At 37.9% G+C, this 26,085-nt stretch carries 23 protein-coding genes; 8 read left to right on the forward strand and 15 right to left on the reverse strand.

What is annotated here, in order from left to right:
- From P0077_RS19305 to P0077_RS19330, 6 genes are read right to left on the reverse strand one after another with little or no spacing between them, the layout of a single operon-like run.
- Entirely contained in the window at window positions 1–1,305 is a 1,305-nt protein-coding gene (locus tag P0077_RS19305; protein WP_276166832.1) for a YaiO family outer membrane beta-barrel protein, read from the reverse strand.
- A complete protein-coding gene (locus P0077_RS19310; protein ID WP_276166833.1) occupies window positions 1,302–3,689 on the reverse strand; it encodes a sulfatase-like hydrolase/transferase in 2,388 nt (795 codons plus the stop codon). Before P0077_RS19310 ends, P0077_RS19305 begins: the two co-directional genes overlap by 4 nt.
- Before the next feature lie 8 nt (window positions 3,690–3,697).
- Window positions 3,698–5,128, reverse strand: a complete 1,431-nt coding sequence (locus P0077_RS19315) for a glycosyltransferase family 2 protein (RefSeq protein WP_276166834.1) — start codon at window positions 5,126–5,128, stop codon at window positions 3,698–3,700.
- Entirely contained in the window at window positions 5,121–8,009 is a 2,889-nt protein-coding gene (locus P0077_RS19320; protein WP_276166835.1) for a HEAT repeat domain-containing protein, read from the reverse strand. Before P0077_RS19320 ends, P0077_RS19315 begins: the two co-directional genes overlap by 8 nt.
- A 31-nt stretch (window positions 8,010–8,040) precedes the next feature.
- A complete protein-coding gene (locus tag P0077_RS19325) occupies window positions 8,041–8,412 on the reverse strand; it encodes a response regulator (protein WP_276166836.1) in 372 nt (123 codons plus the stop codon).
- 10 nt (window positions 8,413–8,422) lie between these two features.
- Window positions 8,423–9,148, reverse strand: coding sequence for an Hpt domain-containing protein (locus tag P0077_RS19330; RefSeq protein WP_276166837.1), 726 nt, complete (start codon window positions 9,146–9,148; stop codon window positions 8,423–8,425).
- Between the two features lie 194 nt (window positions 9,149–9,342).
- Between P0077_RS19330 and P0077_RS19335 the strand changes: the two genes are divergently transcribed.
- Window positions 9,343–10,644, forward strand: a complete 1,302-nt coding sequence (locus tag P0077_RS19335; RefSeq protein ID WP_276166838.1) for a dipeptidase — start codon at window positions 9,343–9,345, stop codon at window positions 10,642–10,644.
- Here the strand turns inward: P0077_RS19335 and P0077_RS19340 are convergent.
- From P0077_RS19340 to P0077_RS19355, 4 genes are all read right to left on the reverse strand, one after another.
- Complete coding sequence (locus tag P0077_RS19340) at window positions 10,641–11,036, reverse strand: acyl-CoA thioesterase (protein WP_194527407.1); 396 nt, start codon at window positions 11,034–11,036, stop codon at window positions 10,641–10,643. The genes P0077_RS19335 and P0077_RS19340 overlap by 4 nt on opposite strands.
- A 57-nt stretch (window positions 11,037–11,093) precedes the next feature.
- A complete protein-coding gene (locus P0077_RS19345) occupies window positions 11,094–11,990 on the reverse strand; it encodes a DUF72 domain-containing protein (protein ID WP_276166839.1) in 897 nt (298 codons plus the stop codon).
- A 115-nt stretch (window positions 11,991–12,105) separates the two neighbouring features.
- A complete protein-coding gene (locus tag P0077_RS19350) occupies window positions 12,106–12,705 on the reverse strand; it encodes a hypothetical protein (RefSeq protein ID WP_194527409.1) in 600 nt (199 codons plus the stop codon).
- A 190-nt stretch (window positions 12,706–12,895) separates the two neighbouring features.
- A complete protein-coding gene (locus tag P0077_RS19355) occupies window positions 12,896–14,248 on the reverse strand; it encodes an NAD-dependent succinate-semialdehyde dehydrogenase (RefSeq protein WP_276166840.1) in 1,353 nt (450 codons plus the stop codon).
- Between the two features lie 156 nt (window positions 14,249–14,404).
- Here P0077_RS19355 and P0077_RS19360 point away from each other — a divergent pair, with 156 nt between their 5' ends.
- On the forward strand, window positions 14,405–14,812 hold the full coding sequence (locus P0077_RS19360) for a glyoxalase (RefSeq protein ID WP_276166841.1): 408 nt from the start codon (window positions 14,405–14,407) through the stop codon (window positions 14,810–14,812).
- Here the strand turns inward: P0077_RS19360 and P0077_RS19365 are convergent.
- Entirely contained in the window at window positions 14,804–15,484 is a 681-nt protein-coding gene (locus tag P0077_RS19365) for a DUF2461 domain-containing protein (protein WP_276166842.1), read from the reverse strand. The two genes, P0077_RS19360 and P0077_RS19365, sit on opposite strands and share 9 nt — an antisense overlap.
- A gap of 93 nt (window positions 15,485–15,577) precedes the next feature.
- On the opposite strand from P0077_RS19365, the gene epsC reads away from it, so the two are divergent.
- Both epsC and cysM read left to right on the forward strand, forming a co-directional pair.
- Window positions 15,578–16,372 (forward strand): serine O-acetyltransferase EpsC, encoded by a 795-nt coding sequence (epsC, locus tag P0077_RS19370; protein ID WP_276166843.1) that lies wholly within the window; start codon window positions 15,578–15,580, stop codon window positions 16,370–16,372.
- Entirely contained in the window at window positions 16,362–17,246 is an 885-nt protein-coding gene (gene cysM, locus P0077_RS19375) for a cysteine synthase CysM (protein ID WP_276166844.1), read from the forward strand. The genes epsC and cysM overlap by 11 nt, the downstream gene beginning before the upstream one ends.
- Window positions 17,247–17,256: 10 nt before the next feature.
- Here cysM and P0077_RS19380 read toward each other — a convergent pair whose 3' ends face one another.
- The 3 genes from P0077_RS19380 to P0077_RS19390 form a co-directional block, all read right to left on the reverse strand.
- Window positions 17,257–18,054: an alpha/beta hydrolase gene (locus tag P0077_RS19380; RefSeq protein ID WP_276166845.1), complete on the reverse strand. Its 798-nt coding sequence runs from the start codon at window positions 18,052–18,054 to the stop codon at window positions 17,257–17,259.
- 67 nt (window positions 18,055–18,121) lie between these two features.
- Entirely contained in the window at window positions 18,122–19,213 is a 1,092-nt protein-coding gene (gene corA / locus P0077_RS19385) for a magnesium/cobalt transporter CorA (RefSeq protein WP_276166846.1), read from the reverse strand.
- 40 nt (window positions 19,214–19,253) lie between these two features.
- Window positions 19,254–20,051 carry a tRNA pseudouridine synthase A gene (locus P0077_RS19390; protein ID WP_276166847.1) on the reverse strand — a complete coding sequence of 266 codons (798 nt, stop codon included), beginning with the start codon at window positions 20,049–20,051 and terminating at the stop codon, window positions 19,254–19,256.
- Between the two features lie 74 nt (window positions 20,052–20,125).
- On the opposite strand from P0077_RS19390, the gene P0077_RS19395 reads away from it, so the two are divergent.
- On the forward strand, window positions 20,126–20,563 hold the full coding sequence (locus P0077_RS19395; RefSeq protein WP_276166848.1) for a hypothetical protein: 438 nt from the start codon (window positions 20,126–20,128) through the stop codon (window positions 20,561–20,563).
- 149 nt (window positions 20,564–20,712) lie between these two features.
- Window positions 20,713–21,195, forward strand: coding sequence for a hypothetical protein (locus P0077_RS19400; protein WP_276166849.1), 483 nt, complete (start codon window positions 20,713–20,715; stop codon window positions 21,193–21,195).
- Between the two features lie 97 nt (window positions 21,196–21,292).
- On the opposite strand, the gene P0077_RS19405 is transcribed toward P0077_RS19400, so the two are convergent.
- Complete coding sequence (locus P0077_RS19405; protein WP_276166850.1) at window positions 21,293–23,653, reverse strand: T9SS type A sorting domain-containing protein; 2,361 nt, start codon at window positions 23,651–23,653, stop codon at window positions 21,293–21,295.
- Between the two features lie 238 nt (window positions 23,654–23,891).
- Between P0077_RS19405 and P0077_RS19410 the strand changes: the two genes are divergently transcribed.
- Together P0077_RS19410 and P0077_RS19415 are read left to right on the forward strand one after the other, a co-directional pair.
- Window positions 23,892–24,590 carry a response regulator transcription factor gene (locus P0077_RS19410; protein WP_276166851.1) on the forward strand — a complete coding sequence of 233 codons (699 nt, stop codon included), beginning with the start codon at window positions 23,892–23,894 and terminating at the stop codon, window positions 24,588–24,590.
- The gene (locus P0077_RS19415; protein WP_276166852.1) at window positions 24,587–26,080 is read left to right on the forward strand and encodes a sensor histidine kinase; all 1,494 of its coding nucleotides are present in this window, start codon (window positions 24,587–24,589) and stop codon (window positions 26,078–26,080) included. The genes P0077_RS19410 and P0077_RS19415 overlap by 4 nt, the downstream gene beginning before the upstream one ends.
- Window positions 26,081–26,085: the final 5 nt, after the last annotated feature.

A 26,085-nucleotide genomic window follows, 5' to 3' on the forward strand; every position in this document is an offset into this window, starting at 1 on the left:
TTAGAATTTTACCTCATAAGTGATTCCTGCTGAAACTCCGTAAAAGAAAGTACCTGAAGCAAATGCCAATTCCTGTCTGGTAGCACCCACGTTAGCTCTATAAATATTTGGATTGTTCTTACCTGTAAATTGATACTCCAGACTTAAACGTTGTGATTCTACGTATAAAAGAGTTTCCGCCAAAAGCTCATCGCCCGAAGTCAATTGTCTCAATTCTGGCGAATACCCCATGCCTACATTTAATCCAAGATAATTCTCGGCATCTTTTAAATATTTACGAACCAACAAGTTACCTGAAAAACGGGTAAGGTTATCCGGCATTGGCGTAATATACGAACGAAGAGAAAAATAATAGTTCCCCCTATAATGCCCTAACGAGTTTGTAATGACGGATACATTGGTGTTATCATAACTGATATATCTACCCCCTGCAGAGAATTCAATAGCACCTGGAAGGTTGGCATACAAATCTCCACCAAACTTGTGTTTAGGGTAAATTGAAGCGTTTGAGAAACCATAGTTTAGATAAGCGTAAAACCGTTTTGAGAATTTTGGATAAAAATCCAGATCATACTGCACCCCATTCGTCTGTAAACGATTACTATAATTTATTCTAGGAATAAGAGTTCCTGCCAAGGTCTGTCTATTATATGAAATACTGGAATAAAACATTGGGTCATACCTGGTATCATATATAGTCGCGGAGTTCCTTACTGCTACCCTATTTTTAAAAACGTCTTCTGCAACCGGAGTTTTCGCCGCCAGAGTATCAATAGCTTCCGGTTTTTTCTCTTTAGCAACGGCAACTTCAACTTGTTCTTTTGGAACCACCGAGTCATTACTATTGAACCAACCAATCTCTGAATATTCATTGTTTTTAAAATCCTCTTCGGCAATACTTTTAAGTCTTTCTACCTCAACATCACTTTTAAGATACACTAAAGCCTTATTTGCCAAGCCCATTGCTGTAGCATTATTTCTAGCATAAAGTTCATTTTTTATAGCGGCTATCCATACTTTTCTATCGTTCCTTTCTGAAGATATTATAGTATTAAATTCATCTCTAGCCTTATCATATTCTCCGTTCCAACTATACGTACTGGCCAACAAAGCACGTGCACCAGTATCTTTGGAGTCCGGTTTCACCAATTGGGCCAACATCGCATTTGCAGACCTATAATCACCTTCATAAGCTAAGTCACGAGCTTCATCAAAACTAACATCGTTAAGAACAACATCCTGACCTCTAGCCCATAGGCTTAGGAAAATGCATAACAGAAATAGATATGTAGTTTGGCTACTCATTCTATTTCAAACGTATTTATGGCGGTCTCCGTATTGGAATTTCTAATTTTTTCTATGGATGCAGCAATTCTCTTCTTTTGTGCCTGCCTCTTGGCCCTATCTATTTTGTCCTTAATTTCATGGGCACTTGAACTATTCTCCTGAACCAACTTTACTAACTCCAAGCCTTCTTTAGAACGTTCCGACCAAAAATAAACATCAAATAAAGCGGAATATGAATCTATATAATTAGGATTCATTTTAATGCACGCCTTTAATATTTTAATGGACTCATCATAGTTGCCCATCCACACATTGACTCTACCCATTAAAACCTTGGTATCTATATGACTTGGAGCTTCCGAAAGAATATAACGACTAAGTAAAAGTGATTTTTCATATTCGCGCTCAAAGGCCAGTTCCCGTGCGATCATATAAACCTTATCAAAATTCTGACCGTTGTAAACACTGTTTATCCATACAATTTCCGAGTCTGTGAATTTTTCTTTTTTCACCGAAAATATGGCCAAACTATCCGGAATTATTTTGTCATTATTTGTCACGTAAGCATTCATAGATTTAAAAGCTTGCAACTTTTTCTCACTATTGGAGCTGCTAAAAGAGGATCCTAAATCCATATTCTCGTCCAAAGAGTAAATAGATCCATCAGAATAAAGTTTCTCTGCGTCCACAAATTCTTTTAGCTCATTTTTATTGCGCATTAGCGGAATGTTCTTGACAGAGCGAAAATCTTCGGACATATCCAACGAACTGCCCATCCAAGCTACTTTTTTAGGCATTTTCAACTCATACTTAGCTTCCATGAGTGCCAATAAAGTTGGCGTAACATCAAAATGAGAATTGACCGCACTCATTTTTTTAGTTTTCTTTAAAAGCGGACTATACATAATAAGCGGCACATGAAAACGGCTAAGGTTATTACGCTGTGGTATGGGAATCAACCTGTGGTCTCCGGTGATGATAAATATGGTGTTGTCATAGTTGGGCTGTTTTCGGTATTCTTCAAGTGCATATTTTAAGGCATCATCAGTATATAACAACGTAGCAAACACATTATCATTTTTCTCAATAACCTTCTCCACCTTTCCATTATAATCCCCCGTGGACACTAATTTGGCTACCTCAGCCTCATAATAATCCTGTTTAGGCGGAATAAACGGTTCATGCGTGCTTATGGTCATATAAACCTCCATACGTGGCTGTTCTGCTGTACGAGGCAAATTCATGCTCTTTTTAAAAAGTTCCTTGTCCGGATAGCCCCACGAAGCCCCTGCAGCATCTTCGGCCTGCATCTGGTATTTGTTACCAAAGCCCGATTTATCCAAAACAAAATCTACATTTTCACTAGTTAGAAATCGATCTACATTATCAAAAGAGCTATTGGTACCTTGATAAAAAGAGGTGTGATAACCGTTATTCTTTAAAATACTGAACAAAGTGAGTTTGTTAGGATATTTTTCCAACTCCATAAATCCACTTTTACCAAAAGGCAATGATCCTAACAAAGATGGAAGCACACCAAAAGTACGCCCGGTATTACTTAAACAGTTTTCCCAATACAATGATTTAGTCGTAAGCGAATCTAAAAAAGGGGTAAAACCACCATACTCCGCTCCTTCTCCAACAAAATCTCTCCCAAGGCCTTCCACCATTATAAATACGATATTGGGTTTCTGGTCTTTTAGTTCAAAATATTCCCCTAAAACATTCTGAATAGGTTGTGTTTTAATTAAAGGAAACTCAACATCTGAATCATACGAAGTATCCTCCGTAGAGGTATCATAAAGGTTTATTGCCAAGTATTGCGTTTTATTGTGATTAATGGGTTTTCCCTCAATAAAAAGCGTGGCAATGAACATGCTAAACAAGATGATGGTAAACGGGTACATTCTACTAATGTGATGGTAATGTTTTGAGGAAACTTTATAAAACCCAAAGAACATAGCCACAATAATCACAAACCCCATAGGCAACACCCAGGAGATACCGCCAGAATTGGCAATTGTCATTTTAATATCATTAAAACTGTAGCCCAATAAATCCGAACCTAAAGGCACCAAAGCCGTACAGAAATAACTAATAAGCATAGCCTCAACAATCAATAGGATCAGAAGCAACACAAACACCAAGTTGAAGCCATAACGTGGTCTCAGGTTTTCCCAAAAATTGAAGGGAAACGCTAAAATCACCCCTATCAAAGAGGTAAACCCTATTTGGTGGACTACGGCAATAAAGAAGCTGGTTCCAAAAATAATATCTACAACGCCTTTAAAATACAAGGTGGTGTATTGGTATATAGTAAGCACCAAAAGACTACCAAAGAAAGATATCATCAATCTCGTGTAGTGCTTTAAAGAGTACCTATCTATTGTACTTGTATTCATCTATTAAATTATGTGGCTTTAGCAAAGCCTTTTCTTACCTGAGATCCCCAACCCGATTTTATTTTAAATAATTTCTTATAATTTCCCCTTACCGCAGACCATACTACGATAGGGTGAAAAAATATGGGCTCTATAATAGCGCAAAGCATAAGCGTTAAAATGTCCTTTGTTTTTTTGTACTCATTGTAACTATATACATCCCATAGAATGGCATAAAACGAAAACATGATGGAGAATAAATACACCATTGCGGTAATGGCAATAAAAAAGTCCCAATTTAAAATTCCCAAATATGTAAAAAGAATAATGGTAAAGAAGCCGAAAAACTCCAATAACGGAGCCAACCATTCGTAAAAAAACCAATAAGGATAACTTAATAAGCCCAGACGTCCATACTTGGAATTAAAGAACATGTCCTTGTGCTTGAACAAAGTTTCCAGGTTGCCCCTAGCCCATCTATCTCTTTGGTTCACCAGAATTTTTAAATCCTCGGGAACTTCCGTCCAACACAGTGGATCAGGAATGTATTCAATGGTATATGGTTCTTTACGGTCATGCATATACCTTCTCATCTTAAAGACAATTTCCATGTCCTCGCCTACGGTGCCTGTATCATACCCACCAACGGCCAATGCAATTTCCCGATCAAAAAAACCAAAAGCTCCCGAAATAATCAAAAGGCTGTCTATACTTCCCCAGGCCATTCTTCCTAAAATAAAAGATCGGGTATATTCTAAAAGTTGAAACCTTGCCAACCAGTTTTTAGGTAAACGAATTTCTTCTAATTGTCCCCCTTCTATCACGCAGGAGTTAGCTACACGAATCACTCCGCCTACCGCTATTACCCGCTTTTCGGAACGTTGGTAAAATGATTTTACAACATGCAACAATGCATCTGGCAAGAGAAGGCAATCAACATCTATACACCCCACATAACGGTTTGTAGATAGTGCCATTCCTGTATTTAAGGCATCGGATTTTCCTCCATTTTCTTTATCTATGACCGTGAGCTTGGAAAATGCCCTATGGGGAGATTTGTAAATACCACGAATAGGTTTGTTTTTCCAATTAGGGTCTATCTGTTGTTCAATTTTAACCAGATCATACGCATCTATCATCTTTTGAAGCGTATCATCCTTACTACCGTCGTTAACCACCATTACTTCATAATTTACGTAACGGAGTGACATGAGTGAGCGAATGTTCTCTACAATGGTCAAACCCTCATTGTAAGCGGGTGCTATAATGGTAATACTGGGAGATAAAGGTGAAGCCATTACTTTTGAAAGGCTACCAAAACTATTTTTCTTTCGGTAATGTATAGAATTACGGGTAGACAGATACCCCATAATGGTAAACAAAGTGAATAGAATAACCGTAAACATCAAAAAAACGATGTTTATGTAATCTAAAAGGATATTAAAAAAGGTACTATCCATTTAATTTACCAATAAATTTTCTTGGAAAATCTATGATCGTATTCAGAAAAGAGCCCTCGTTAGGAGATACATCAATAGCTTTTACATCAATATTCAGTGTTTTTTGGTCATACTTTTTATCAAGAACTTGAGTATCGTCCAGTTCAAAATCAAAATCAACCACTTCTTCACGATCATACTTGTTCCCATGCTTTTTAGGAACGTATGTTGCCTTTTTGGATGTAGACACTGTAAATGGTTCTAAAATGGATAAGTCAATAGGAAGTGCCTCTAGAGGTCTGGGCAGCAGGTCTTTTTCAAACTCGGTTTTTCTGGATACTTTTTCAACCAGCAACTTTAATGCTTCTTGCGCCTTTTTTCTGATTTTAGGATTTGGGTCTTCTAACAGGCCATCTAAAAAATCGATTTCTTTTTCATCACCTACCGAAACAACTTCATTTAAAAGAATCAACTTGGACTCCGTATCTATATTTTTGAACAAATCAGCAAACACACTAAATACAGGCAATTCTTCATCTGCTTGTTGCTGTGGTTTACCTATAACTTTTTTAAGAGTAGTTTCCAAATATGAAAATTGCTCAATAAGACTATTGATACGATCTTTTACAAAACTTTCGGTTTCTTCTGCTAAAAGCTCCTGCAACAAAGGAATTTCACGATGATCACCCATTTCTTCCAAATCATCTAAAAGCCCCATCATATACGCTTCATGCTCGTTGTAGTAGATAGGCTCAGGAATTAAATCTAAAAGTGGGTTGGATAATTCTTTGGACGAAACCACTTCATATTCCAATTCAATATCCCTGAGTTCATTCTCTCCCATTAACCAAGTCATAACATCCTCTGCTTCGTTTACCTCTGGTTCAGGGAAATCAGAATTGACGGTTTCTCCACACATTTCCTCATTTTGTAAAGGCAATACTTCTTCAGCATTTTCAAAATCGATTTCAAAATCCGATAGAGTAAAACCATCTAGGCTATTTGCGCTTTCAGACATCCCTCCTTCTAAGCTTACTTCTGATAAATCTTGTTCTTCCACTACTTCACTATCCATTACAATAGGCAAGAAATTGAGCTCGTTAACTTCATCTATTAGTTCTTGTAACTCTTCATAATCTTTGTCCGCTGAGGTATCTTTACTATTTACGTCTTTTTTAGTATCAACTTCATCAAACTTTAATTCTTGGTCATCAATTACTATTGGGAGGAAATCAATTTTAGCAATATCAAAAATAGATTGCTTCGGTAAGCCTTCCGGTTGAGTATCTGAAGCCACTTCTTCATATTCAACTTCAATACATCTAACATCAAGATTGTTGTTTTCTGAATCGGCCATGGGTCGGTATTTTATAGTTGGTTGGTTAGGGTATACTGGATTGTCAATTACAACAGGTAAAAAGTCTAGTTGTAATGAAGGGTCTGAAAAATTTTCAATTTGTATGTTTTCTGTTTTTGATAAAAAACCAGTCACAATAACTGGGTCTACCACTAATATCTCAGTTATTTGAACAAACTCTATTGGGTCTTCATTCTTATTTGGTCTGTACTTTTCCTCAGGCACCATAAGCTCCTTAAAACTAACTTCATGAACCTCAGAATCCTCCTTTGTATCTGGGGGACAAATTTCAATGGAATCTATCGCTGTTTGATCAATTGTACTATCCGTAATTACAGTATCTACTTCAGGTAACTCTTCTTGACCTCTCTCTTCCTCTTGATTCTTTTCGGCAACGGGGAGTATCACTATCTCATCCTCGGGAATAACGGACAATGGATTTTCTGCATCAATATGTTCTAAAGCATCACTTTCCTCTGTTTCTGCTATATAGGCTTTGGGCTTTTCCAACCCCTCAGATGGCATAACGGTCTCTGGAGAAATGGTATTAATTGCCGCTAAAGCCTTACTAGAGACGGAAAAGTTATTTTCTTTTTTTGCCACATTTTTTAAGAAATCAATATCATCAACACTTCCTAACTCGGAAATAGCTCCTAATACCGCAATCTTTCCATCCGTATTACATTTTTTGAAAATAGCTTTAAGGGTTGGTATCGCCTCAACAACATAAAACTCTTTAATGCAGCCAATTGCCTCTTCCCTTATTTGGTAATTCTTGTGTTTCACCAGTTCTATAAGCGAAGAATTGGCATCATTCTGATTGTAATATTTAATGAGCCTAAGAGCGAACAAAACAACATGTTTGTTCTTGGACGTTAACCACATTCTAAACCTTGGTGGTTCATAATTCTCCTGGTTCCTGAGTACATCCAGCAATTTTAACTGTTGCCATTCAGATATTTTATAGCGTGTAGTGTCAAGAAAATAGTTAATCCCTTCTGGTTTTAGGGTAACTGTAGCAATTTCTGCCTGCTTTCTGATGGTTGCTGTTTTGTGGTTAATGAACTTAGTTATAAAACCATAGGCCGTTACCACCTGCATTTGGGTAAGTTCCAAAATTCCTTTGGAGATCACTTCCCAACGCCAGCTTTTCAATTTTTTAAATGCATCTTTTTGAAGTCCCAAATCTTGATACAGCTTAAAAAGACGAATTTGGGTATCTCCCGAAACGTCCTTTCTAAGGTCTAAAAGCACTTCTACTAGAACTTTTCTATTGAAATGATCCTTTAGTAGCTCCCTTATTTCAATCTTTAAAGAGATATAGTTGGATTTTTCTCCTTTATCCGCATCTTCTTCATAAAATAGAAACTCACTGATCATGGGTGAGAGTTCCTTCTTTCTTTTCTTGGTACGTGCCGCTGTTGCAGATATTTTATTTCTAAAAAAGAAAACCGAAATGAAATACACCACAGCTAGAACAACGAACACAATAGATAGCCCCCACAGAATGTCCGTGTTTACTTTTGGTGGCGTAATAAATGCCATGCCCCTATATGTGTCAAAGGTTTTTACCAAATTAAGTTTTATTCAATTCTCGCGCAACGCGCACCAAAAGTTCCGAAGGACTCACCGGTTTTGATATAAAGTCGTTTGCGCCCAGTTCAAACGCATTTAAGACATTCTCCTCGTTACCCGCAGATGATATAATGATAATAGGTACTTGTGAATTCAGTTCTTTACGTACATAAGCAATAAGCTCCATACCGGAGAAATAGGGCATCATAATATCGCTTACAATAATATCGGGCATATTGTCAGATAGATACTCCTTTACCTCTTTACCGTTGGTTCTATGATTAACATCGTACCCGCCTTTCTTTAATCTAAAGTTCAACAGGGCCGCCAATAGTTCATCGTCCTCGGCTAACAACAATCTCTTTTTGGTCATTGCAAGGAGTTTAGTTATTCGTGAGCTCTACATAAGCCTGATCTAATGCTGTTTTCACTTTAGGGAATTCTTCATTAAAACACTGACAAAGAAACTCTAGGTGTTTTGCGTCCTTGTCTATTTTGCACCCCTTTTGAATCTGTGTTACAATATCAAGAAGTCCATCTGTACGCATCATAGCCAGACCAGCCTTTATTTTATGGGCGGCTAAATCTAACTGGTCAAAATCTTGGGTCTGAAGATGAATCTTAGCTGCACCCATAAATTCTAGTGCATTACCAATAAATAAAGTTATTAACTCACGTAAAAGGCTAACCTCTCCCATACATTCATCTAAAATAAGTTGGAGATCAATCTCAACATCTGTATTCTTAGGTGTGTTGGTTTTTCCGTTCAGAATTATAATATCTTTTTTATCCATGGCTTTATCTATTTGGAGTTCCTTTAGAACATTTCCATACGAGTTGTGATGTGCTATTATGGCTTCGTATGTCTTTAAGTCTAATTCAGGATAAACCTTTTCAAACTCACCGGTCTTGGCTTTTGATACTTTCTCTTGCTTATCCGTATTAGTATTTTCCTTGGACAGGAAGACCAATTCTAAAAGGTTCTTTTTAAAATGCTGGAAAGAAATTTTAAGGTGAAAAGCCTCATCTGTAGTTAATTTTTCAGCTGAAAAATCATTTAGGTGCGACTCTAAATCCGTTAATTGGAAAAGTAGGTTTTTCGTTTTCAATTTAGGTAGTTTAGGTTAATAAGAATGGGACTGATTTTTTACTATTTTTTCATAATGTTATTTATAGATTTCATAAGTACAACATGCTCTAAAAGTAAAATTCACTTTTTAACAAGGTGTGGGCAAGTTTATGTTCTCTAAAGCCCCATAAATGTTGTAAAAAGACATAATTTGGATGTCAAAACCCTATAAATATGAAGCATTTTATCTTTTTTTTAAGTATCCTATCCTTTCTATCCTGCGGCGAAACCAACAAAAACGTAAAAGAAAAAACACAAGAATCCCAACTGGAAAAGGCTAAACGGATTCATGAAAAAGTGATTACAATAGATACCCATAATGACATCAATGTCCATAATTTTACGGACAGCCTTAACTATACCCAGCGCTTAGAAACACAAATTAATTTGCCAAAAATGGATGAAGGTGGATTGGATGTTACATGGCTTATAGTGTATACCGGTCAAGACACCCTAACCAGTGATGGTTACGCCAAAGCTGAAAAAAATGCCATGTCCAAATTTGAATCCATACATCGGTTGTGTGAAGAAATTGCACCAGAGGAAATCGAACTTGCCCTAAGTTCGGAAGATGTAAAACGTATACATGCATCTGGCAAAAAAGTTGCCATGATCGGTGTTGAAAATGCCTATCCTATGGGTAATGATCTGGCAAATTTTAAAAAGTACTATGACTTGGGAGCACGCTATATTTCATTATCGCATAATGGCCACAGTCAGTTTAGTGATTCCAATACTGGCGAGAAAGATAGCGTATGGCTCCATAACGGTTTAAGTAAATTAGGACAAAGCGCTGTAAAAGAGATGAATAGATTAGGTATTATGATAGATGTCTCTCATCCATCAAAAGAAGCTATGAAACAGATGATTGCACTTTCCAAGGCACCTATTATCGCTTCACATTCTTCGGCCAGAGCCTTATGTGACCATAGTAGAAACCTTGATGATGAGCAATTAAAACTAATGAAAGAGAATGGTGGTGTTGTCCAAACTGTAGCATTCAGTTCGTATCTCAATACCGAAAAAGATAAGGCCTATAATGCCTATATTAAAACCATTTTAGAAAAAGTGGCCGATTCTATGGGCGTAGAATGGTATTCAAGAAACCAGTTTTCTTCGTTAACCGATTCCCAAAAGGAGGTTTTTATGAAGAATTATCCAAAAGTGAAAAAGATTGCGATTTCTATCGCAGATAAATCTGCTGATGCACCAGAAATGGTAGATGTTTCGGATTTTGCAGATCATATAGACTACATGGTCAATTTAATAGGTATTGACCATGTAGGCATTAGTTCTGATTTTGATGGAGGTGGCGGCATCAAAGGATGGTCAGATGCATCTGAAACCTTTAATGTTACCCTTGAACTTGTAAAACGTGGTTACACCGAAGAAGAAATTGCCCAATTATGGGGCGAAAATCTGTTGAGAGTCTTAGATGAAGTCCAAGCTATAGCCAAAAAAATGCAAAAACCTTAATCCTCTGTAGCCAAACGGTCTACCACATATTCAATTTTAGTTTTTCCGTGAGGCTTAGGTTTGCCATCATCATCTAGATTTACCATAATAATGTTATCTACGGTAACAATGGTTTCGTGAGTCATTTTATTTCTGACTTCACAGTTTAAGGTTAGTGAAGATTTGCCAAATTTTACAACTTCAATACCAATTTCTACAATGTCACCTTTTACAGCAGAACTCATAAAATTGATTTCCGACATGTACTTGGTGACAACTTTTTTGTTTTCTAATTGAATAATGCTGTATAGCGCAGCTTCTTCATCTATCCACGCCAATACACGACCTCCAAATAAGGTCTCGTTAGCATTTAAATCTCCGGGTTTAACCCATTTCCTAGAATGAAATCTCATGTTACTAATGGTTTAAGAGTGTTGAATTTTTATGCGAAATTAGGAAACAAACTAACCCTAAAATAGTTTACCCGAAGAATCTTGAAGCATTTTCGGAATTTGAAGGTCTGTGTCCCATTTTTTATTCAATTTGTCAATAAATTGTGCCGATAATAAAGGGGACTCCAATTCCATATTTTGATGCACGAAGAAATGAATGTTTCTTAACCCCTGCTTTTTCCAACTATCCAGTTTTTCAATCCAATCTTCCAACCGGTTGTAATCACTACTATGATTGGCGCCCACATAACGAATAAAAGCTTCGTTGTTGGTAAGGCGCATATGTAACACATCCCTGCGCCCTGCCGTATCCACAATTATATTGGCTATGTTGTTTTCTTCTAAAAGGTGATACAGTTCTTGACTTACTTTTTCTTCGTTGAACCAATCCGTATGTCTAAATTCCATAGCTAAAGGAAACTCTTTGGGCCAATATTCTACAAAGCGCACCACCCTATCCCAGTTCTTTGGCCCAAAATTATCGTGCATTTGTAAAAAGATAGTCCCTAATTTCTCTTTTAGGTTTGAGGTGTTTTCCAAATACCTATCTACAATGGGCAGAGAGGCTTCGTTCAAACGTCTAAGGTGGCTGATATCTCTAGAGATTTTTGGAAAAAATGTGAACCCCTCCGGGGTTTTATCATACCATTTGGTGTACTGTTCGGCAGGAAATATGCGATAGAAACTTGCATTCAATTCTATGCAATTAAATTGTGAGCTATAGTATTCCAGCTCGTCTTTTGTTCCTCGCGGATAAAAATTCTTCAAATCTTGACGGTTCCATTTGGCACACCCTACGGAAATTTGCAAAGGTTGATTTATATCAACCTTAGATAGTACTCCAGCAGTAGCTACATGGTCCTCAGGTAGTGTAAAATCAATATTTTCTGGATGGTCTACTTTTCCAAATTTCATCTTAAATCAATTTTCAATTCTAAATTTATTCGTACTGAATGGCAATGTGGCACTTTACCTAAAGAAAAAAGCGGCTATTGAAATAGCCGCTCTTAAAATAATATATTTACTGAAATTACTTCAATGCCTTCTTAATAATATACCCTGCAATATTTTTAGCAAGTTTAGCGTAACATTCCGAAATACGGTAGCCACTATTGTAATCATTGCCCATTGCGCCATAGCCCTGAACATCTTCATACGTACCTTCTAATAACACATTAGTTGGATTTGCTGTTTCATACACCGTAATAACAGCAGATATTTCGGCATTTTTTCTAACTATTCCCACATTATAGCCGGCATAGATTTTAGTGGTATGTATTTTCATGGTATAATCAGCAGCATCCATAGAAACACTTACTTCACCATCATCAAAACGCTTATTGAAAGATTCAATAAACTTAGGCTCGTAACGCTCCTCGCGATCCGCAAACCAAGATTCTTTAAATTTTTCACCCGTACCAGCTTCTTTTTCCTCTCGTTTAGCCATTTTATCAGCTAAAAAATCCTCTTCCGAATCGAACTTTGGAATTTCCAGATTGCTGTAGTCAAATTCCAAGGTATAGGCAGAAATATCCTTGAGGTTTTTTATATCCCCTTCTTTTACTTTCATTTTCTGGGCATAGGTAGTAGCGGATACGACCAATAATGCCATTACTAAAAATTTACTCATCTGAATTTAGTTGTTTATAGCGGTTAATATTTCTTACAAGATACAAACGTTTCAAAAATGAACAAGTTTAATTGTTTAATATTAATCGTTAATTGCAACTGCTCTCCTGACCTATCCCATAGCAGCAAAAAACAACTCATAACTAAATCACAAAAAGATAGTTACAAACAAAATGTAAAGTAAAGAATAACTACTTTATGTATACCGTTTTCTTGTTCACAAACTCCTTAATTCCATGTGACGACAGTTCTCTCCCATATCCCGATATACCAATCCCTCCAAAAGGCAATCTAGGGTCACTTTTCACCAATTCATTAACAAATACAGCCCCTTCGTTAAACTTGGGAATAAGGTTTTTAGCACGACATCTATCAGAAGTAAATATACTGACACCTAAACCAAAAACTGAATTGTTAGAAAGTTCAACGGCCTCATCATCACTGTCAAAAACAGTAATTCCAATAGCTGGGCCAAACGTTTCTTCATTAAAAATAGGCATATCCGCAGTAACTCCGGAGAGTATGGTCGGTTCAAAATACGTACCCTTTCTATTCCCGCCCAAAACGACCTTCGCTCCCATTTCAACGGAATCGGACACCTGTTTTTCTAGGTCTTTTGCTAAATCTTCTCTGGCCATTACCCCAATATAGGTGTCTTCTTCCATAGGGTCTCCGACTTTAAAACGTTTCACCCTTTCCATAAATAGCTTTGTAAACTGCTCTGCAATACTTTTATGAACCAAAAGGCGCTTACCTGCTATACAGCTTTGACCAACATTCTGAAAACGTGCTGTAGCACAGGTCTCTATGGTTTCATCCAAATTGGCGTCATCAAATACCACCAACGCATTACTGCCCCCTAGTTCCAGAACTGTTTTCTTAATTTGTTCACCGGCTATGGATGCAACTGAAGACCCCGCAGGCTTACTTCCTGTTAAGGTTACGGCTTTTACCAAATGGTTCTCTATTACAGATTTTATTTTATCGCTACTCAATATTAAATTTTGAAAACAGCCTTCAGGGAAGCCCGCATTCTCAAAAACCTCTTGAATCATTTCTGCGGATTTCATAACGTTTGAGGCATGTTTTAAAATTCCCACGTTACCTGCCATTAAATTAGGGGCCGCAAAACGAAAAACTTGCCAAAACGGATAATTCCAAGGCATAACCGCCAAAACCACACCCAAGGGCTGATAGTGTACATAACTGGTCTCGGCATCCGTTTCTATAATTTCGTCCTGTAACTGCTCTTCTGCATTTTCTGCGTAGTACTCACAGGCCCAAGCGCATTTTTCAATTTCGGCCATAGCTTGGGTAATAGGTTTACCCATTTCTTTGGTTATAATTTCTCCGTATTTTCTTTTGTTATTTCTGAGCTCCATGGCAGCGTTACCCATGAGTATTGCCCGTTCTGAATATGTAGTCTCTTTCCAATTAAGATAGCATTCATTCGCCACTTTAACCTTTCTTTCTAATTCACTACTGTTCAATTCGTTAAACTTGAATAATTTTTCTCCGCTATATGGGTTAATAGATTCCTTCATTTCATTATTTTTGTGGTACATACAAACACTAGGCATACATTTATTAGTAGCTACAAAGTAACCGTTTTGTAAGAATGTTCATAACCTCGTTAAAAACTAATTTTAGCACAAAAGGGGCTGGGCGGCTTAATCCCTATCTTTATAAAAACCTATATCATGAGCGATCGATCTCACAATCTCTTAAGTATTCGTCCTGAAATTCCTTCTGCAAAAATTACTGATAATATGAGCGAAAATGAAAGGTTTCAAAACCTAACCTTTCGCCCTATTCTAAAGCTTCAGAATTTCATGTTCATTGCCGTTTTTAAGAATTATATAGTTAAACATAAAAACAGTTTTTATGAGCTTTCGCTTGAAAAACGTTTTGAGTTTATAGAGAATGCCATACAAAAGGACATTAAGTTCCGTAATTCCCTAAAAGGTATTGTAATTGGCCATTTTACCGTAGAAGAATACGAAATCTACATTAAAAACTCTTCTGCACTGAACAAGCGCATGATGAACATGGTTATAGACCGCTTAAAGGACCAAGTCCAGCTTTTTGAAGAACCTGTATTACTCTAAAAGCGATTCTCCGTTTAAATTTGTCGTTAGCACATCACTCATATAATCAAAAAAAGGTCTGATGGCTGCAAACGTGTCATTAATTTCGCTAACGAAGTTTGGAGATAATACTTGATTATCGGTAAACTTTCGGGTAAAAATGAATTGCTTTTTTTTAATTAAGTCAATATCCTTATGAGCTTTATCAAAACCTTTGGGTGCGGTTTTCAGTTCATCGCCCTGTAAATCACCCCAAGCTTCCTTAAAATGCTCTTGCGAGATAATTTCCCGCATTTCTGAAGCATCTTGTTCCAATTCTTTCCGAATCCGGAGCAAATCCTCTTTGCTCGGATTCCAAAAACCTGTTGCTAAGAACGATTCTCCCGGCTTTATATGTATATAGTAACCGCCACGCCTTTGGGCACCTGCACGAGAAAAAGAACCTGCTAGATGTGCTTTGTAAGGAGTTTTATCCTTGGAAAACCGAACATCCCTATAAATCCGGAACATCTTAGTTTTTTCAATTTCATCATGAGTACCAAGTTTGGTTGCAACATCTTCAAAAAAAGCTTTAACGTGCTGTTCATGACGTTTAAACTCCGTTTTATTTTCCGTAAACCATTCTCTATTGTTATTCTTTTTAAGCTGAATTAAAAAATTGAGTGTTTCTTTCGTAATTATGGGATCTAACATACGACCTAAATGTTGTTATTTTAGATAAAGTTAACCTTTTTACGAAATCGGCTTTTAGATTTATGAGTAATTTAGCCCTTTCAGCAATAGCATATGGACCATACTTCAATCATAGACAAAATTAACAGGCACAAAAAACAGCCTAACTTAAGATACAAGCTTAAAGAAAAAGTTGAAGAGTTTACCAATTTACTTTTTTATACACTTTTTGACATTGATACGCCTGTAGAGAAGAATTTAGACAAACTAGAACAGCTTTTTGATGATGTAGTTGATCTAGCGTGTTGGGATACTAATAAGCCGTGTAAAAAGGTTTGGGAAAATTACGTAGAAAAACTCCCCAACATATTGCAACGTCTAAACTTGGATGCAGAAGCTACGGTAAACTGTGATCCAGCATCATTGTCCGTAGAAGAAGTATATATGGCCTATCCTGGATTTTATGCCATTGCCATTTACCGTTTGGCACATGAGCTTTATTCAGAAGGTTTTCCTCTAGTTCCTAGATTAATGACGGAATATGCGCATAGGCAAACCGGTGTGGATATAAACCCCGGAGCTGACATTGGAAATTCATTTCATATCGATCACGGAACAGGGGTTGTTATTGGTGAGACTGCCATTATCAAAGACCATGTAAAAATATACCAAGGGGTTACTTTGGGAGGACTTTATGTGGCCAAACATTTGCAGAGTACCAAACGGCACCCTACTATTGAAAATAACGTAACTATTTACGCAAACGCTACAATACTGGGAGGAGAAACAGTAATTGGAGAAAACTCCATTATTGGGGGTAATGCTTGGCTAACAGCATCTGTGCCCCCAAATTCAACAGTTTTTCACACACCTGAAATTAAAATAAAAACACTTCCCCATGTCTCATAGTATTTTGGACCTAATCGGTAATACTCCTTTGGTAGAATCGAAAGTATTGAACAAAAACCCTAATGTAAAGCTCTTTTTTAAAATGGAAGGGCATAATCCCGGCGGAAGCGTAAAAGATCGTGCTGCCTACAATATGATCAAGAACGGTCTTGATAGAGGGGATTTTGACAAGAATTCTAAACTCATTGAAGCCACCAGTGGAAATACTGGTATTGCATTAGCTATGATCGCTGGTATTTTTGGTCTGGATATAGAATTAGTAATGCCAGAAAAAAGTACCATTGAACGTGTACAAACCATGCGTGCGTATGGCGCAAAGGTTACCCTTACCCCTTCTGATGTGGGGATTGAAGGTGCTAGGGATTATGCCGAAGCTAAAGTAAAGAATGAAGGATATGTAATGATGAACCAGTTTTCTAATGACGATAACTGGAAAGCGCATTACCAATCTACAGGGCCGGAAATCTGGAGAGATACCGATGAAAAAATCACGCATTTTGTTTCTGCTATGGGTACAACGGGAACGATAATGGGTACTTCAACTTATTTGAAAGAAAAAAATGAAGCCATTCAAATTGTTGGGGTGCAACCTACCGATGATTCCAGTATTGCAGGAATTCGAAAATGGCCAAAAGAATATCTTCCCAAGATTTTTAATCCTAAAAAAGTAGACCATACTATAGAGGTAAGTCAAGACGAAGCCAAAGCAATGGCTAAAAGGCTTGCCAAAGAAGAAGGTATATTTTCGGGAATGAGTAGCGGCGGCGCAGCAGCAGCAGCTTTACGACTAGCAGATACACTAGAAAGTGGAACTATAGTTTCCATCATTTGCGACAGAGGAGACCGATATTTGTCTTCTGATTTATTCGATTAAAGCGATTGATTTAGTCTAAGGCTTTGCTCATCCCTTCTTTAAAGACCTTAAAGTCTTGAAGATAGTTATGCCCGCCTTCTTTGATGGTGAAGAGTTTTTTATTGCTACCGGGAATGGCCGCGTAGAGTTTTTCTGCGGATTCATATGGTATGACCACGTCTTCTTTTCCATGGAAAATGAAAATAGGGCATTCCACTTCCTTTATATACTCGTTGGATGGAAATCTGAAATTAGACAGCCAGTCAATTGGCAAAAATGGGAACCGATGCTTGCCCAATGCTACCGCACTATAAAAGGGAGATTCTAAAATCAATTTTTCCGGGTGGTTCTCCGAAGCCAACCAAGTAGCTATTCCCGTACCAAAAGACCGTCCGTAGAGCAAGATTTCATCTTCATTATACAGTTTATTAGCATAGTTGTAAAAAAGTTGCGCATCATCATACAATGCCTGTTCACTTAGCTTGCCCGTACTTTTTCCGTAAGACCTATAATCCACAAGAATAGATTCATAACCCTTTGCCGAGAAAAGATTCGCTACATGTATTAAATGTGAAATGTTTCCGGAGTTGCCATGAAAATATAAAATAACCCCCTTGGCACTGTCTTGTTTGATATGGACTGCGTTTAAACGAGCACCATCACTTGTAGTAAAGTTAAGCTCCTCAAAATCCTGACAAAAATCGTAGGTGTGATTTTGGGGCATGGTTGACGGGAAAAACACCAAACGTTCTTGGTAAGTGTAAGCTAGAACGGCAATCAATACATATAAAACAAAAAGTATCAATCCCCACTTCTTCAATCTGCGCATAACCGTACTTAAATTTTGAAATTGGTTTTACAAATAACGGGCAACTTATACATGTAAATGGATGCTATCAAAGCCAATGTTTTCTCTTAAAATAAATCATCATACCTATAAAAAGTGTAATCATAAGTCCCCAAAAATAATAGTAACCATACTCCCAGTGCAACTCCGGTATGTGCTCAAAATTCATTCCATAGACACCGGCAACAAATGAAAGAGGAATGAATATGGAAGCCATAATCGTTAGTACTTTCATGACTTCGTTCATTTTATTACTCATATTGCTCATGTACATCTCCATAAGGCTCATGGACATTTCTCTGTAAATCTGTATACTTTCATTGATTTCCATAGAATGATCTAGGGCATCGCGTAAAAACACCTTGGTATCTTTGGTAATCAATTCGTTTTCAGAATCTATTAATCTACTGATCAATTCTTTTACAGGGAAAATCCACCTCCTAATTTTTAGCACTTCTTTTTTCACTTCCTGAATTTGCTGGGCAACCTCTGGTGTAGGCTGGTCATAGACAATTTCTTCAAGACGTTCTATCTTCTCGTTCAAGTGTTCCAAGACTTCAAAATAGTTATCTACAATAGCATCCAATAAGGCAAAGAATAAATAATCAGCTCCTCGTGTGCGTATTCGGCCAGATTTTGAAGTAATTCTATTTCGTACGCCCTTGAACACATCATCTTCTAACTCTTGAAAAACAAGAACACAATTTTCCATCATTACCATGGCTACATGCTCATATACCACTTGTTGCTCTTCATTGATATACAACATCTTAAAAACCCCGAATATATAGCCTTCATATTCATCTATTTTAGGACGTTGATTGGTATCTACAACATCTTCAAGCACCAGCGGGTTAAGACCAAATCGTTTACCAACTTTGTCTATAAAGGTTTCATCACTTAAACCAATGACATCAACCCACGATATTTCAGGAGGATCTTTGTGAGCGGCTATCTCATCAATATTTCCTGGTGTCTGTTCTCTGAAATTATTCTCGTTATATTCTAAAATATTTACAACGGACGCTCCTCCTTCCCTTTTCCCCATGTAAGTAATAGTTCCAGGGGCTTTACCTTTTTTTTTATGGAACTTTGACTTTCTTTTAGGAATTATTTTATTCAAAGGTTTTCTTCGGGCCATGCAGCTATTTTTTTTATAAATATAGCAAGAAGTTGATCAATTATATTTCTTGTGATTCAAATTCCAATTGATTCAGTAAAAGCCCAGAACCGGGGGCCACATAAGTAAGTTTGATGGTACTTTCAGGTTTTAGAGAGTCTTCAATATCGGTTAAGGTCAAATCACCTTTTCCCAATTGAATCAACGCTCCCATTATCATACGTATTTGATAGCGCATAAATCCCTTTCCACTAACATGTAACGCATAGCTTTCCTTCGGGAAAAAGTTTGCTTTTAACAATTCGTTTTTCTTTAGTTCACAAGAAAGTATGGTGCGTTCAGTTTTGGTATTCTCTTGCAACCGCGCGGTGTATGTTTTAAAATCATGACATCCTTCAAAAAGCTCGGCGCCTATTTTCATTTTTTCAATATTCAACGGATCTAAAATATTGGCTAAAAACGGGGCGCAAAACGGATGGTTCTTTTCTCCGGAAGAAAACAAATATACGTACTCCTTATTTTTTGCATCCTGAATAATATTAAAAGAACTATTGGTCTCTGAAATGGACAATGCTTTTATATCCGGTGGCAGGTTTTTATTGAACAAGGATAGAAACACATCTTTATCCACCAAAGGTTCTCCATCTAGAAAAAGTTCAAAAACCATAGATAATGCAGAAACCTTGGCATCTGTTCTACCAGCGCCTAGAATTTTGAACTTTTGATTTCCAAGTACAAACTTTAAGGTTTTAGTCAACATCACCTCAATCGTTTTTTGACCAGGTTGTTTTTGCCATCCGCTGTAGCGAAAACCTAAATACTGAACTCGAATCAAATAACAGTAACGAGCAATTTGCATGCTATTTTCTCTTTACGGCCAAGCTACTATTTTTTTTGTACTTTGTAAGGAACAACCTTTTAAAACCAATTAAAATGACCGCCAATATAGAAAACAAACCACCCATTTGGTTCTGGATTATTAGCATACTCGCTCTTTTGTGGAATCTAATGGGAGTCTTCGCTTACTTGACCGATGCTTATATGACTGTTGAAGACCTAGCAAATTTGTCTCAAGAACAACGGTTTCTGTATGAGTCTAGACCTGTTTGGGTAACTGCGGCCTATGCAACTGCCGTTTGGGCTGGTGCCTTAGGGTGTATTGCTCTGCTCATGCGTAAGAAATGGGCGCAAACCATTCTCCTCATTTCGTTGATTGGAGTGCTTGCACAGAATATATATCAATTTTTCTTAAGCAATACTTTTGAAGTCTATGGTGCCAATGCAATGGTTTTACCAGTTATGGTTATTATAGTGAGCGTTGCCCTTGTTCTATTTGCAAAATCTTGCATTTCTAAAAATTGGATTTCATAATATTGTCATCGTAAGCTAATTAAAGTAGAATTCTATTTTCATAGCGTTAGCAAAACATCATGCGCTTTAACGATTATTTTTAATAATGTAGGAAAAAAGACGTTTTTTAGCCCCTAAATAAACCCCCAACCTCTGGAAAACAACTTTTTATGAAGTTTATTTTAAAAATATTCCCCTGGAAACGAACAATACATAGTTCAATAGCCGTCATAGCTGTACTCATTATTTTTAGTTTTTACGGGCTGTACACCAACACCTTTTATCTCCTTAAACCCAACAACTATATTTTTCCGTTGTTGACCTTAACGCACTTCACTTTTCTATATGTACTTTGGTTTAAGATAAAAGAAGACGAATTAACGGACCCACAAATGCGTAACATAGAATATATATTATATGTTGTATTTGCGGTATATGTATTTAAAACCTTAGAATCCTTATATATTCTTTTTAGTTATTCTGAGTTTGAAAACCATATTATTCCTGCTAGCTTTTTCCCTATAGGTATATTGATATTCTTGTTGCACGTATTTTTATTGGGACTCACCCTATTAGCAATCAAATATCGTAGAGATATGGTCGGAGCCTATGAATTTGATGATATGAACCAACATATTGATTCTTGGGAATGACCAATAATCCATTACAATATGAAAACCCCGTTAATTAACGGGGTTTCTTTTTTTGAACAATTAAGAGATCGTTCAAAACCTCATGACAATCTTATGGTTATTTTATTACAATCTTTTTTGTAATTGTTTTACCATTTGGCTGGCTAATTCGCAGAAGATATAAACCTCCTGGCACCGATTGCACATTGAGAGCAATTTGTTTATCCTCTACCGAACTCATTTCAGTTTTTACAGGATTGCCTGCAACATCAAATAATGAAACTGCGACGTTTGGTGCAGTAAATTCGGGTAAGGAAACAGTTAAAACATCGGAAGCTGGTATTGGGTAAGCTTTTGAAGTCGTTTCTGTAACCGGAATCTCCTTGCGGACTACTTCTATAGGATTGGACAGGTCATAACACCCTACAAGGTCATTGGTGTTCAGACCCATCTCGGCGCCTTGCAGTCCGTCCTCATAGCGCAAATGCCAGATCAAACAAGTGCCAGCTCCCGCTCCATCAAAATCCACGCCTTCAACTGCGGCCATGGATGGCGGTATTCCCAATATCTTCCCGGCTTCATCGGTAATGACAAATGTGCTGTTCTTGCCTGAACGTTTTCCCGTAACGGCGATTCCGCTGACCATATCCGGAGTACCGTCTACATAAAACTCGAATGGGCCTCCTGTTAATGTACCCGCATCGGTTTCCGTGCGGACGACCATAATTGAATTGGATAGATCGAAATTCCCTTTTAAATCATGGGCGTTCATTCCCATTTCCGCGCCTTCCAGTCCGTCTTCGTACTTCAGGTACCATATCAGGCATGTGCCCGCTCCCGCTCCATCAAAGTTTACACCTTCCAAAGCTTCTATAGTTGGCGGAAGCCCTAATATCTTCCCTGTATCATCCGTAATGACAAAAGAGCTGTTGGTCCCCACGGCATCACCGTCCATGGTTATTCCCGAGACCATATCCTCAATTCCGTCCACACAGAAATAGAAAGGACCACCGGAAAGCTCGCCGGCATTGACCACCATTTTCTCTTTTCGTACCACTTCTATTGGATTGGACAGGTCATAACACCCTACAAGGTCATTGGCGTTCAGACCCATCTCGGCGCCTTGCAGTCCGTCCTCATAGCGCAAATGCCAGATCAAACAAGTGCCAGCTCCCGCTCCATCAAAATCCACGCCTTCAACTGCGCCCATGGATGGCGGTATTCCCAATATCTTCCCGGCTTCATCGGTAATGACAAATGTGCTGTTCTTGCCTGAACGTTTTCCCGTAACGGCGATTCCACTCACCATATCCGGAGTACCGTCTACATAAAACTCGAATGGGCCTCCTGTTAATGTACCTGCATCGGTTTCCGTGCGGACGACCATAATTGAATTGGATAAATCGAAATTCCCTTTTAAATTATGGGCGTTCAGACCCATTTCCGCGCCTTCCAGTCCGTCTTCGTACTTCAGGTACCATATCAGGCATGTGCCCGCTCCAGCTCCATCAAAGTTTACACCTTCCAGAGCTTCCATAGTTGGCGGAAGTCCTAATATCTTCCCTGTATCATCCGTAATGACAAAAGAACTGTTGGTCCCCACGGCATCACCGTCCATGGTTATTCCCGAGACCATATCCTCAATTCCGTCCACACAGAAATAGAAAGGACCACCGGAAAGCTCACCGGCATTGACCACCATTTTCTCTTTTCGTACCACTTCTATAGGATTGGACAGGTCATAACACCCTACAAGGTCATTGGCGTTCAGACCCATCTCGGCACCTTGCAGTCCGTCCTCATAGCGCAAATGCCAGATTAGACAAGTGCCAGCTCCTGCTCCATCAAAATCTACGCCTTCAACTGCGGCCATGGATGGCGGTATTCCCAATATCTTCCCAGCTTCATCGGTAATGACAAATGTGCTGTTCTTGCCTGAACGTTTTCCCGTAACGGCGATTCCGCTGACCATATCCGGAGAACCGTCTACATAAAACTCAAATGGGCCTCCTGTTAATGTACCTCCGTCCGGTTGGTTCCGATACACCGTAACAGAATTGGAAAAATTGAATTCACCTTCCAACCCAGAAATATTCATGCCACCTGCCAAGCCTGCCAATCCATCGGTATAGCTCAAATGCCATATCAAACAAGTACCGGGTCCTGCGCCATCAAAATCTACTGCTTCCGGATTTGGTGGCAATCCTAATATAGTACCTGCTTCGTCAGTTACGACCCATTGTGAGTTTTCTCCGTTATTTCCAGAGACTTCTACCCCGGAAACGTGGTCTGGATAATTATCTCCAACGCAAAACATAAAAGGACCTCCGCTAATTTCTCCCCCTTCGGATGCTTCAGTAGTATCATTTGCTAAAATTGTTGGTGACATGAAAAACATCACTAAAGTCAGCAAGAGTGCAGACCAATACAAAAGTGATCTGTTGTTCGCATTCAAATTAAAAAGTAGTTTTCTTTCCATAATAACGTGTTTTTAAGTTGTACCCAAACTAATTGTTATATTGAAAGGAAAAGTCACAGAAAGCTAAACTTTTCCTTTAATTCCGTGATACTTTTGTGAACTTTTACGACTTAAGCATCAGGTTATCAATAATTTTCGGGTTTCAAAGGATATTGTGGACCATTACCTACCGTTTGTCTATTTTAGAAATACCGTGATAACTATGTGATACTTTTTAACGTCATTCGTATTCTGAATTATGAAAGAAATATTGATTATAGAAGATGATCCAGAAATCATCAAACTGTTAGAGATTCATCTTACCGATCTCATTTATAAGACTTCAAAAGCCATGGATGGTGCTGAAGGCTTACTAATGGCGTTAAATAAAGATTATGACCTTATTCTATTGGATCTAACCTTACCAAGTATGGATGGGGTTGAAATTTGCAAAAAACTAAGAGCCGAAAAGAATACACCGGTAATTATGCTTACCGCAAAATCGGAAGAGATAGATCGCGTTTTAGGACTAGAAATTGGTGCGGATGACTACATCACAAAACCATTTAGTATACGCGAGTTATTGGCTCGTATTAAAGCAGTTATGCGACGTACGGACGCACAACAAACTAAAGCGGAAAACACGGCAACTATTGAATGTGAAGGTCTTTTTATAGATATTGATAAACGGAAAGTACTTTTAAACGATTCCAAAGTTGAACTATCTCCAAAGGAATTTGAACTTTTAGTTCTCATGGCCTCCAACCCGGGAAGAAACTACTCACGAACCGAGCTTTTGAATATGATTTGGGGCTATAATTTTGAGGGTTACGAGCATACGGTAAATTCTCATATAAATAGGCTACGAGCTAAAATTGAATCAGACATGGCCAACCCTACTTTTATTCTCACAACTTGGGGCGTTGGCTATAAGTTTAACGAAGACATCTCACTATGAGCCAGACAGAAAAAACCTTGACGCCCAAGCTGATCAAAAAACTTTGGTTGGCATTTATCCTTCTGGTCTTATTGATGGGGGCTTCTTTTATATTTATTACCGGGTACTTTGCCAATAAATATAGCCAAGAGACCACGCAACGGCTTAATGCCGATGTTGCAAACCATGTAATAGCTGAAAAGTTTAAAGATGCCTCGCCATTTCTTGAAGATGGTAGTGTAAACAAACCTCTTTTTGGGGATTTAATGCACGATATGATGGCTGTAAACCAAAGTATTGAAGTTTACCTGTTGAATGAGACGGGGGAAGTTCTGTATTCCGTAGTATTAGATCATGGCGACAAAAGTTCTATTAAAAGTGTTTCACTGTCGCCTATAGAATTCTTCATTAAAAATAAAGGCGAGCGTTTTGTTCTTGGAGATGACCCTAGAAATATTGGAGAGCAAAAAATATTTTCGGCGGCACCCTACTCCGTTGATGGGCGCAATGGATATGTTTACATTGTACTAGCTGGTAAAAAATTTCAGGAAGTAAGCAATAATTTATTGACTCAGTATTTTACAAAATTAGGTATTGGTGCAACCTTGCTTACTATGTTGTTTTCACTAATTATTGGCCTTATAGCTATTTGGTTCTTAACTAAGAATTTACGCCTAATTACCAAGACCGTTCGCAAATTCCATGATGGTGACTTACAGGCGCGTATAAAAAATCCCGAGAATTCAGATATTGAAGTGTTTGCCAAATCGTTTAACGAAATGGCGGATAATATTGTGGGAAACATGGATAAAATGCAGTCCATTGATTTGTTGCGAAGGGAATTAATTGCAAACGTATCGCACGATCTCAGGACTCCGTTGGCTATTCTAAAAGGATATATTGAAACGCTCCAGATTAAAAACGAGTCACTTTCCGAAGACCAGAAACAAGAATACCTACAGATAACCCATGACAATGTAGATAAGCTTTCTAACTTGATAAATCAGCTTTTTGAATATTCTAAATTGGAGGCCGAACAAGTAACACCGGTAAAAGAGCCGTTTTCAATAACCGAACTTTCTCATGATCTAATTGCAAAGTTCAGGGTGCTGGCCGAACAGAAGCAAATTGACCTTCAGCTAGATAATCCTGAAGAAAATTGTATGGTCTTTGCTGATGTAAGTCTCGTGGAACGAGCTTTACAAAACCTGATAGAAAATGCTTTGAAGTACACGCAAGCCAATGGAAAGGTTACCCTATCACTCCAGAAAAAAGGAAAAAATGTTGAAATAAACATTACGGATACCGGTACGGGAATTCCCGTAAACGAACAGCCCTTTATATTTGACAGGTATAAACAAGTAGATAAAAGCTCTAAGAAACAAGGCTATGGACTTGGACTTGCCATTGTGAAAAAAATAATGGACTTGCATGACACTACGATCACCGTATTGAGTAAGCCTAAAGAAGGAAGTTCTTTTATATTCAATCTTCCTGCGTATCAAGTTTAAACTAA

Source organism: Zobellia alginiliquefaciens, assembly GCF_029323795.1.
Classification (GTDB): Bacteria; Bacteroidota; Bacteroidia; order Flavobacteriales; family Flavobacteriaceae; genus Zobellia; species Zobellia alginiliquefaciens.

What these genes read in the sequence shown, in the direction of transcription:
- P0077_RS19350 (WP_194527409.1), bottom strand. Translation starts at nt 12,705, where the DNA reads ATGAGTAAATTTTTAGTAATGGCATTATTGGTCGTATCCGCTACTACC.
- P0077_RS19355 (WP_276166840.1), bottom strand. Translation starts at nt 14,248, where the DNA reads ATGAAGGAATCTATTAACCCATATAGCGGAGAAAAATTATTCAAGTTT.
- P0077_RS19315 (WP_276166834.1), bottom strand. Translation starts at nt 5,128, where the DNA reads ATGGATAGTACCTTTTTTAATATCCTTTTAGATTACATAAACATCGTT.
- epsC (WP_276166843.1), top strand. Translation starts at nt 15,578, where the DNA reads ATGGACCATACTTCAATCATAGACAAAATTAACAGGCACAAAAAACAG.
- P0077_RS19305 (WP_276166832.1), bottom strand. Translation starts at nt 1,305, where the DNA reads ATGAGTAGCCAAACTACATATCTATTTCTGTTATGCATTTTCCTAAGC.
- P0077_RS19345 (WP_276166839.1), bottom strand. Translation starts at nt 11,990, where the DNA reads ATGAAATTTGGAAAAGTAGACCATCCAGAAAATATTGATTTTACACTA.
- P0077_RS19310 (WP_276166833.1), bottom strand. Translation starts at nt 3,689, where the DNA reads ATGAATACAAGTACAATAGATAGGTACTCTTTAAAGCACTACACGAGA.
- P0077_RS19335 (WP_276166838.1), top strand. Translation starts at nt 9,343, where the DNA reads ATGAAGCATTTTATCTTTTTTTTAAGTATCCTATCCTTTCTATCCTGC.
- P0077_RS19400 (WP_276166849.1), top strand. Translation starts at nt 20,713, where the DNA reads ATGAAGTTTATTTTAAAAATATTCCCCTGGAAACGAACAATACATAGT.
- P0077_RS19320 (WP_276166835.1), bottom strand. Translation starts at nt 8,009, where the DNA reads ATGGCATTTATTACGCCACCAAAAGTAAACACGGACATTCTGTGGGGG.
- P0077_RS19380 (WP_276166845.1), bottom strand. Translation starts at nt 18,054, where the DNA reads ATGCGCAGATTGAAGAAGTGGGGATTGATACTTTTTGTTTTATATGTA.
- P0077_RS19325 (WP_276166836.1), bottom strand. Translation starts at nt 8,412, where the DNA reads ATGACCAAAAAGAGATTGTTGTTAGCCGAGGACGATGAACTATTGGCG.
- P0077_RS19340 (WP_194527407.1), bottom strand. Translation starts at nt 11,036, where the DNA reads ATGAGATTTCATTCTAGGAAATGGGTTAAACCCGGAGATTTAAATGCT.
- P0077_RS19405 (WP_276166850.1), bottom strand. Translation starts at nt 23,653, where the DNA reads ATGGAAAGAAAACTACTTTTTAATTTGAATGCGAACAACAGATCACTT.
- P0077_RS19415 (WP_276166852.1), top strand. Translation starts at nt 24,587, where the DNA reads ATGAGCCAGACAGAAAAAACCTTGACGCCCAAGCTGATCAAAAAACTT.
- P0077_RS19410 (WP_276166851.1), top strand. Translation starts at nt 23,892, where the DNA reads ATGAAAGAAATATTGATTATAGAAGATGATCCAGAAATCATCAAACTG.
- P0077_RS19360 (WP_276166841.1), top strand. Translation starts at nt 14,405, where the DNA reads ATGAGCGATCGATCTCACAATCTCTTAAGTATTCGTCCTGAAATTCCT.
- P0077_RS19395 (WP_276166848.1), top strand. Translation starts at nt 20,126, where the DNA reads ATGACCGCCAATATAGAAAACAAACCACCCATTTGGTTCTGGATTATT.
- corA (WP_276166846.1), bottom strand. Translation starts at nt 19,213, where the DNA reads ATGGCCCGAAGAAAACCTTTGAATAAAATAATTCCTAAAAGAAAGTCA.
- cysM (WP_276166844.1), top strand. Translation starts at nt 16,362, where the DNA reads ATGTCTCATAGTATTTTGGACCTAATCGGTAATACTCCTTTGGTAGAA.
- P0077_RS19390 (WP_276166847.1), bottom strand. Translation starts at nt 20,051, where the DNA reads ATGCAAATTGCTCGTTACTGTTATTTGATTCGAGTTCAGTATTTAGGT.
- P0077_RS19365 (WP_276166842.1), bottom strand. Translation starts at nt 15,484, where the DNA reads ATGTTAGATCCCATAATTACGAAAGAAACACTCAATTTTTTAATTCAG.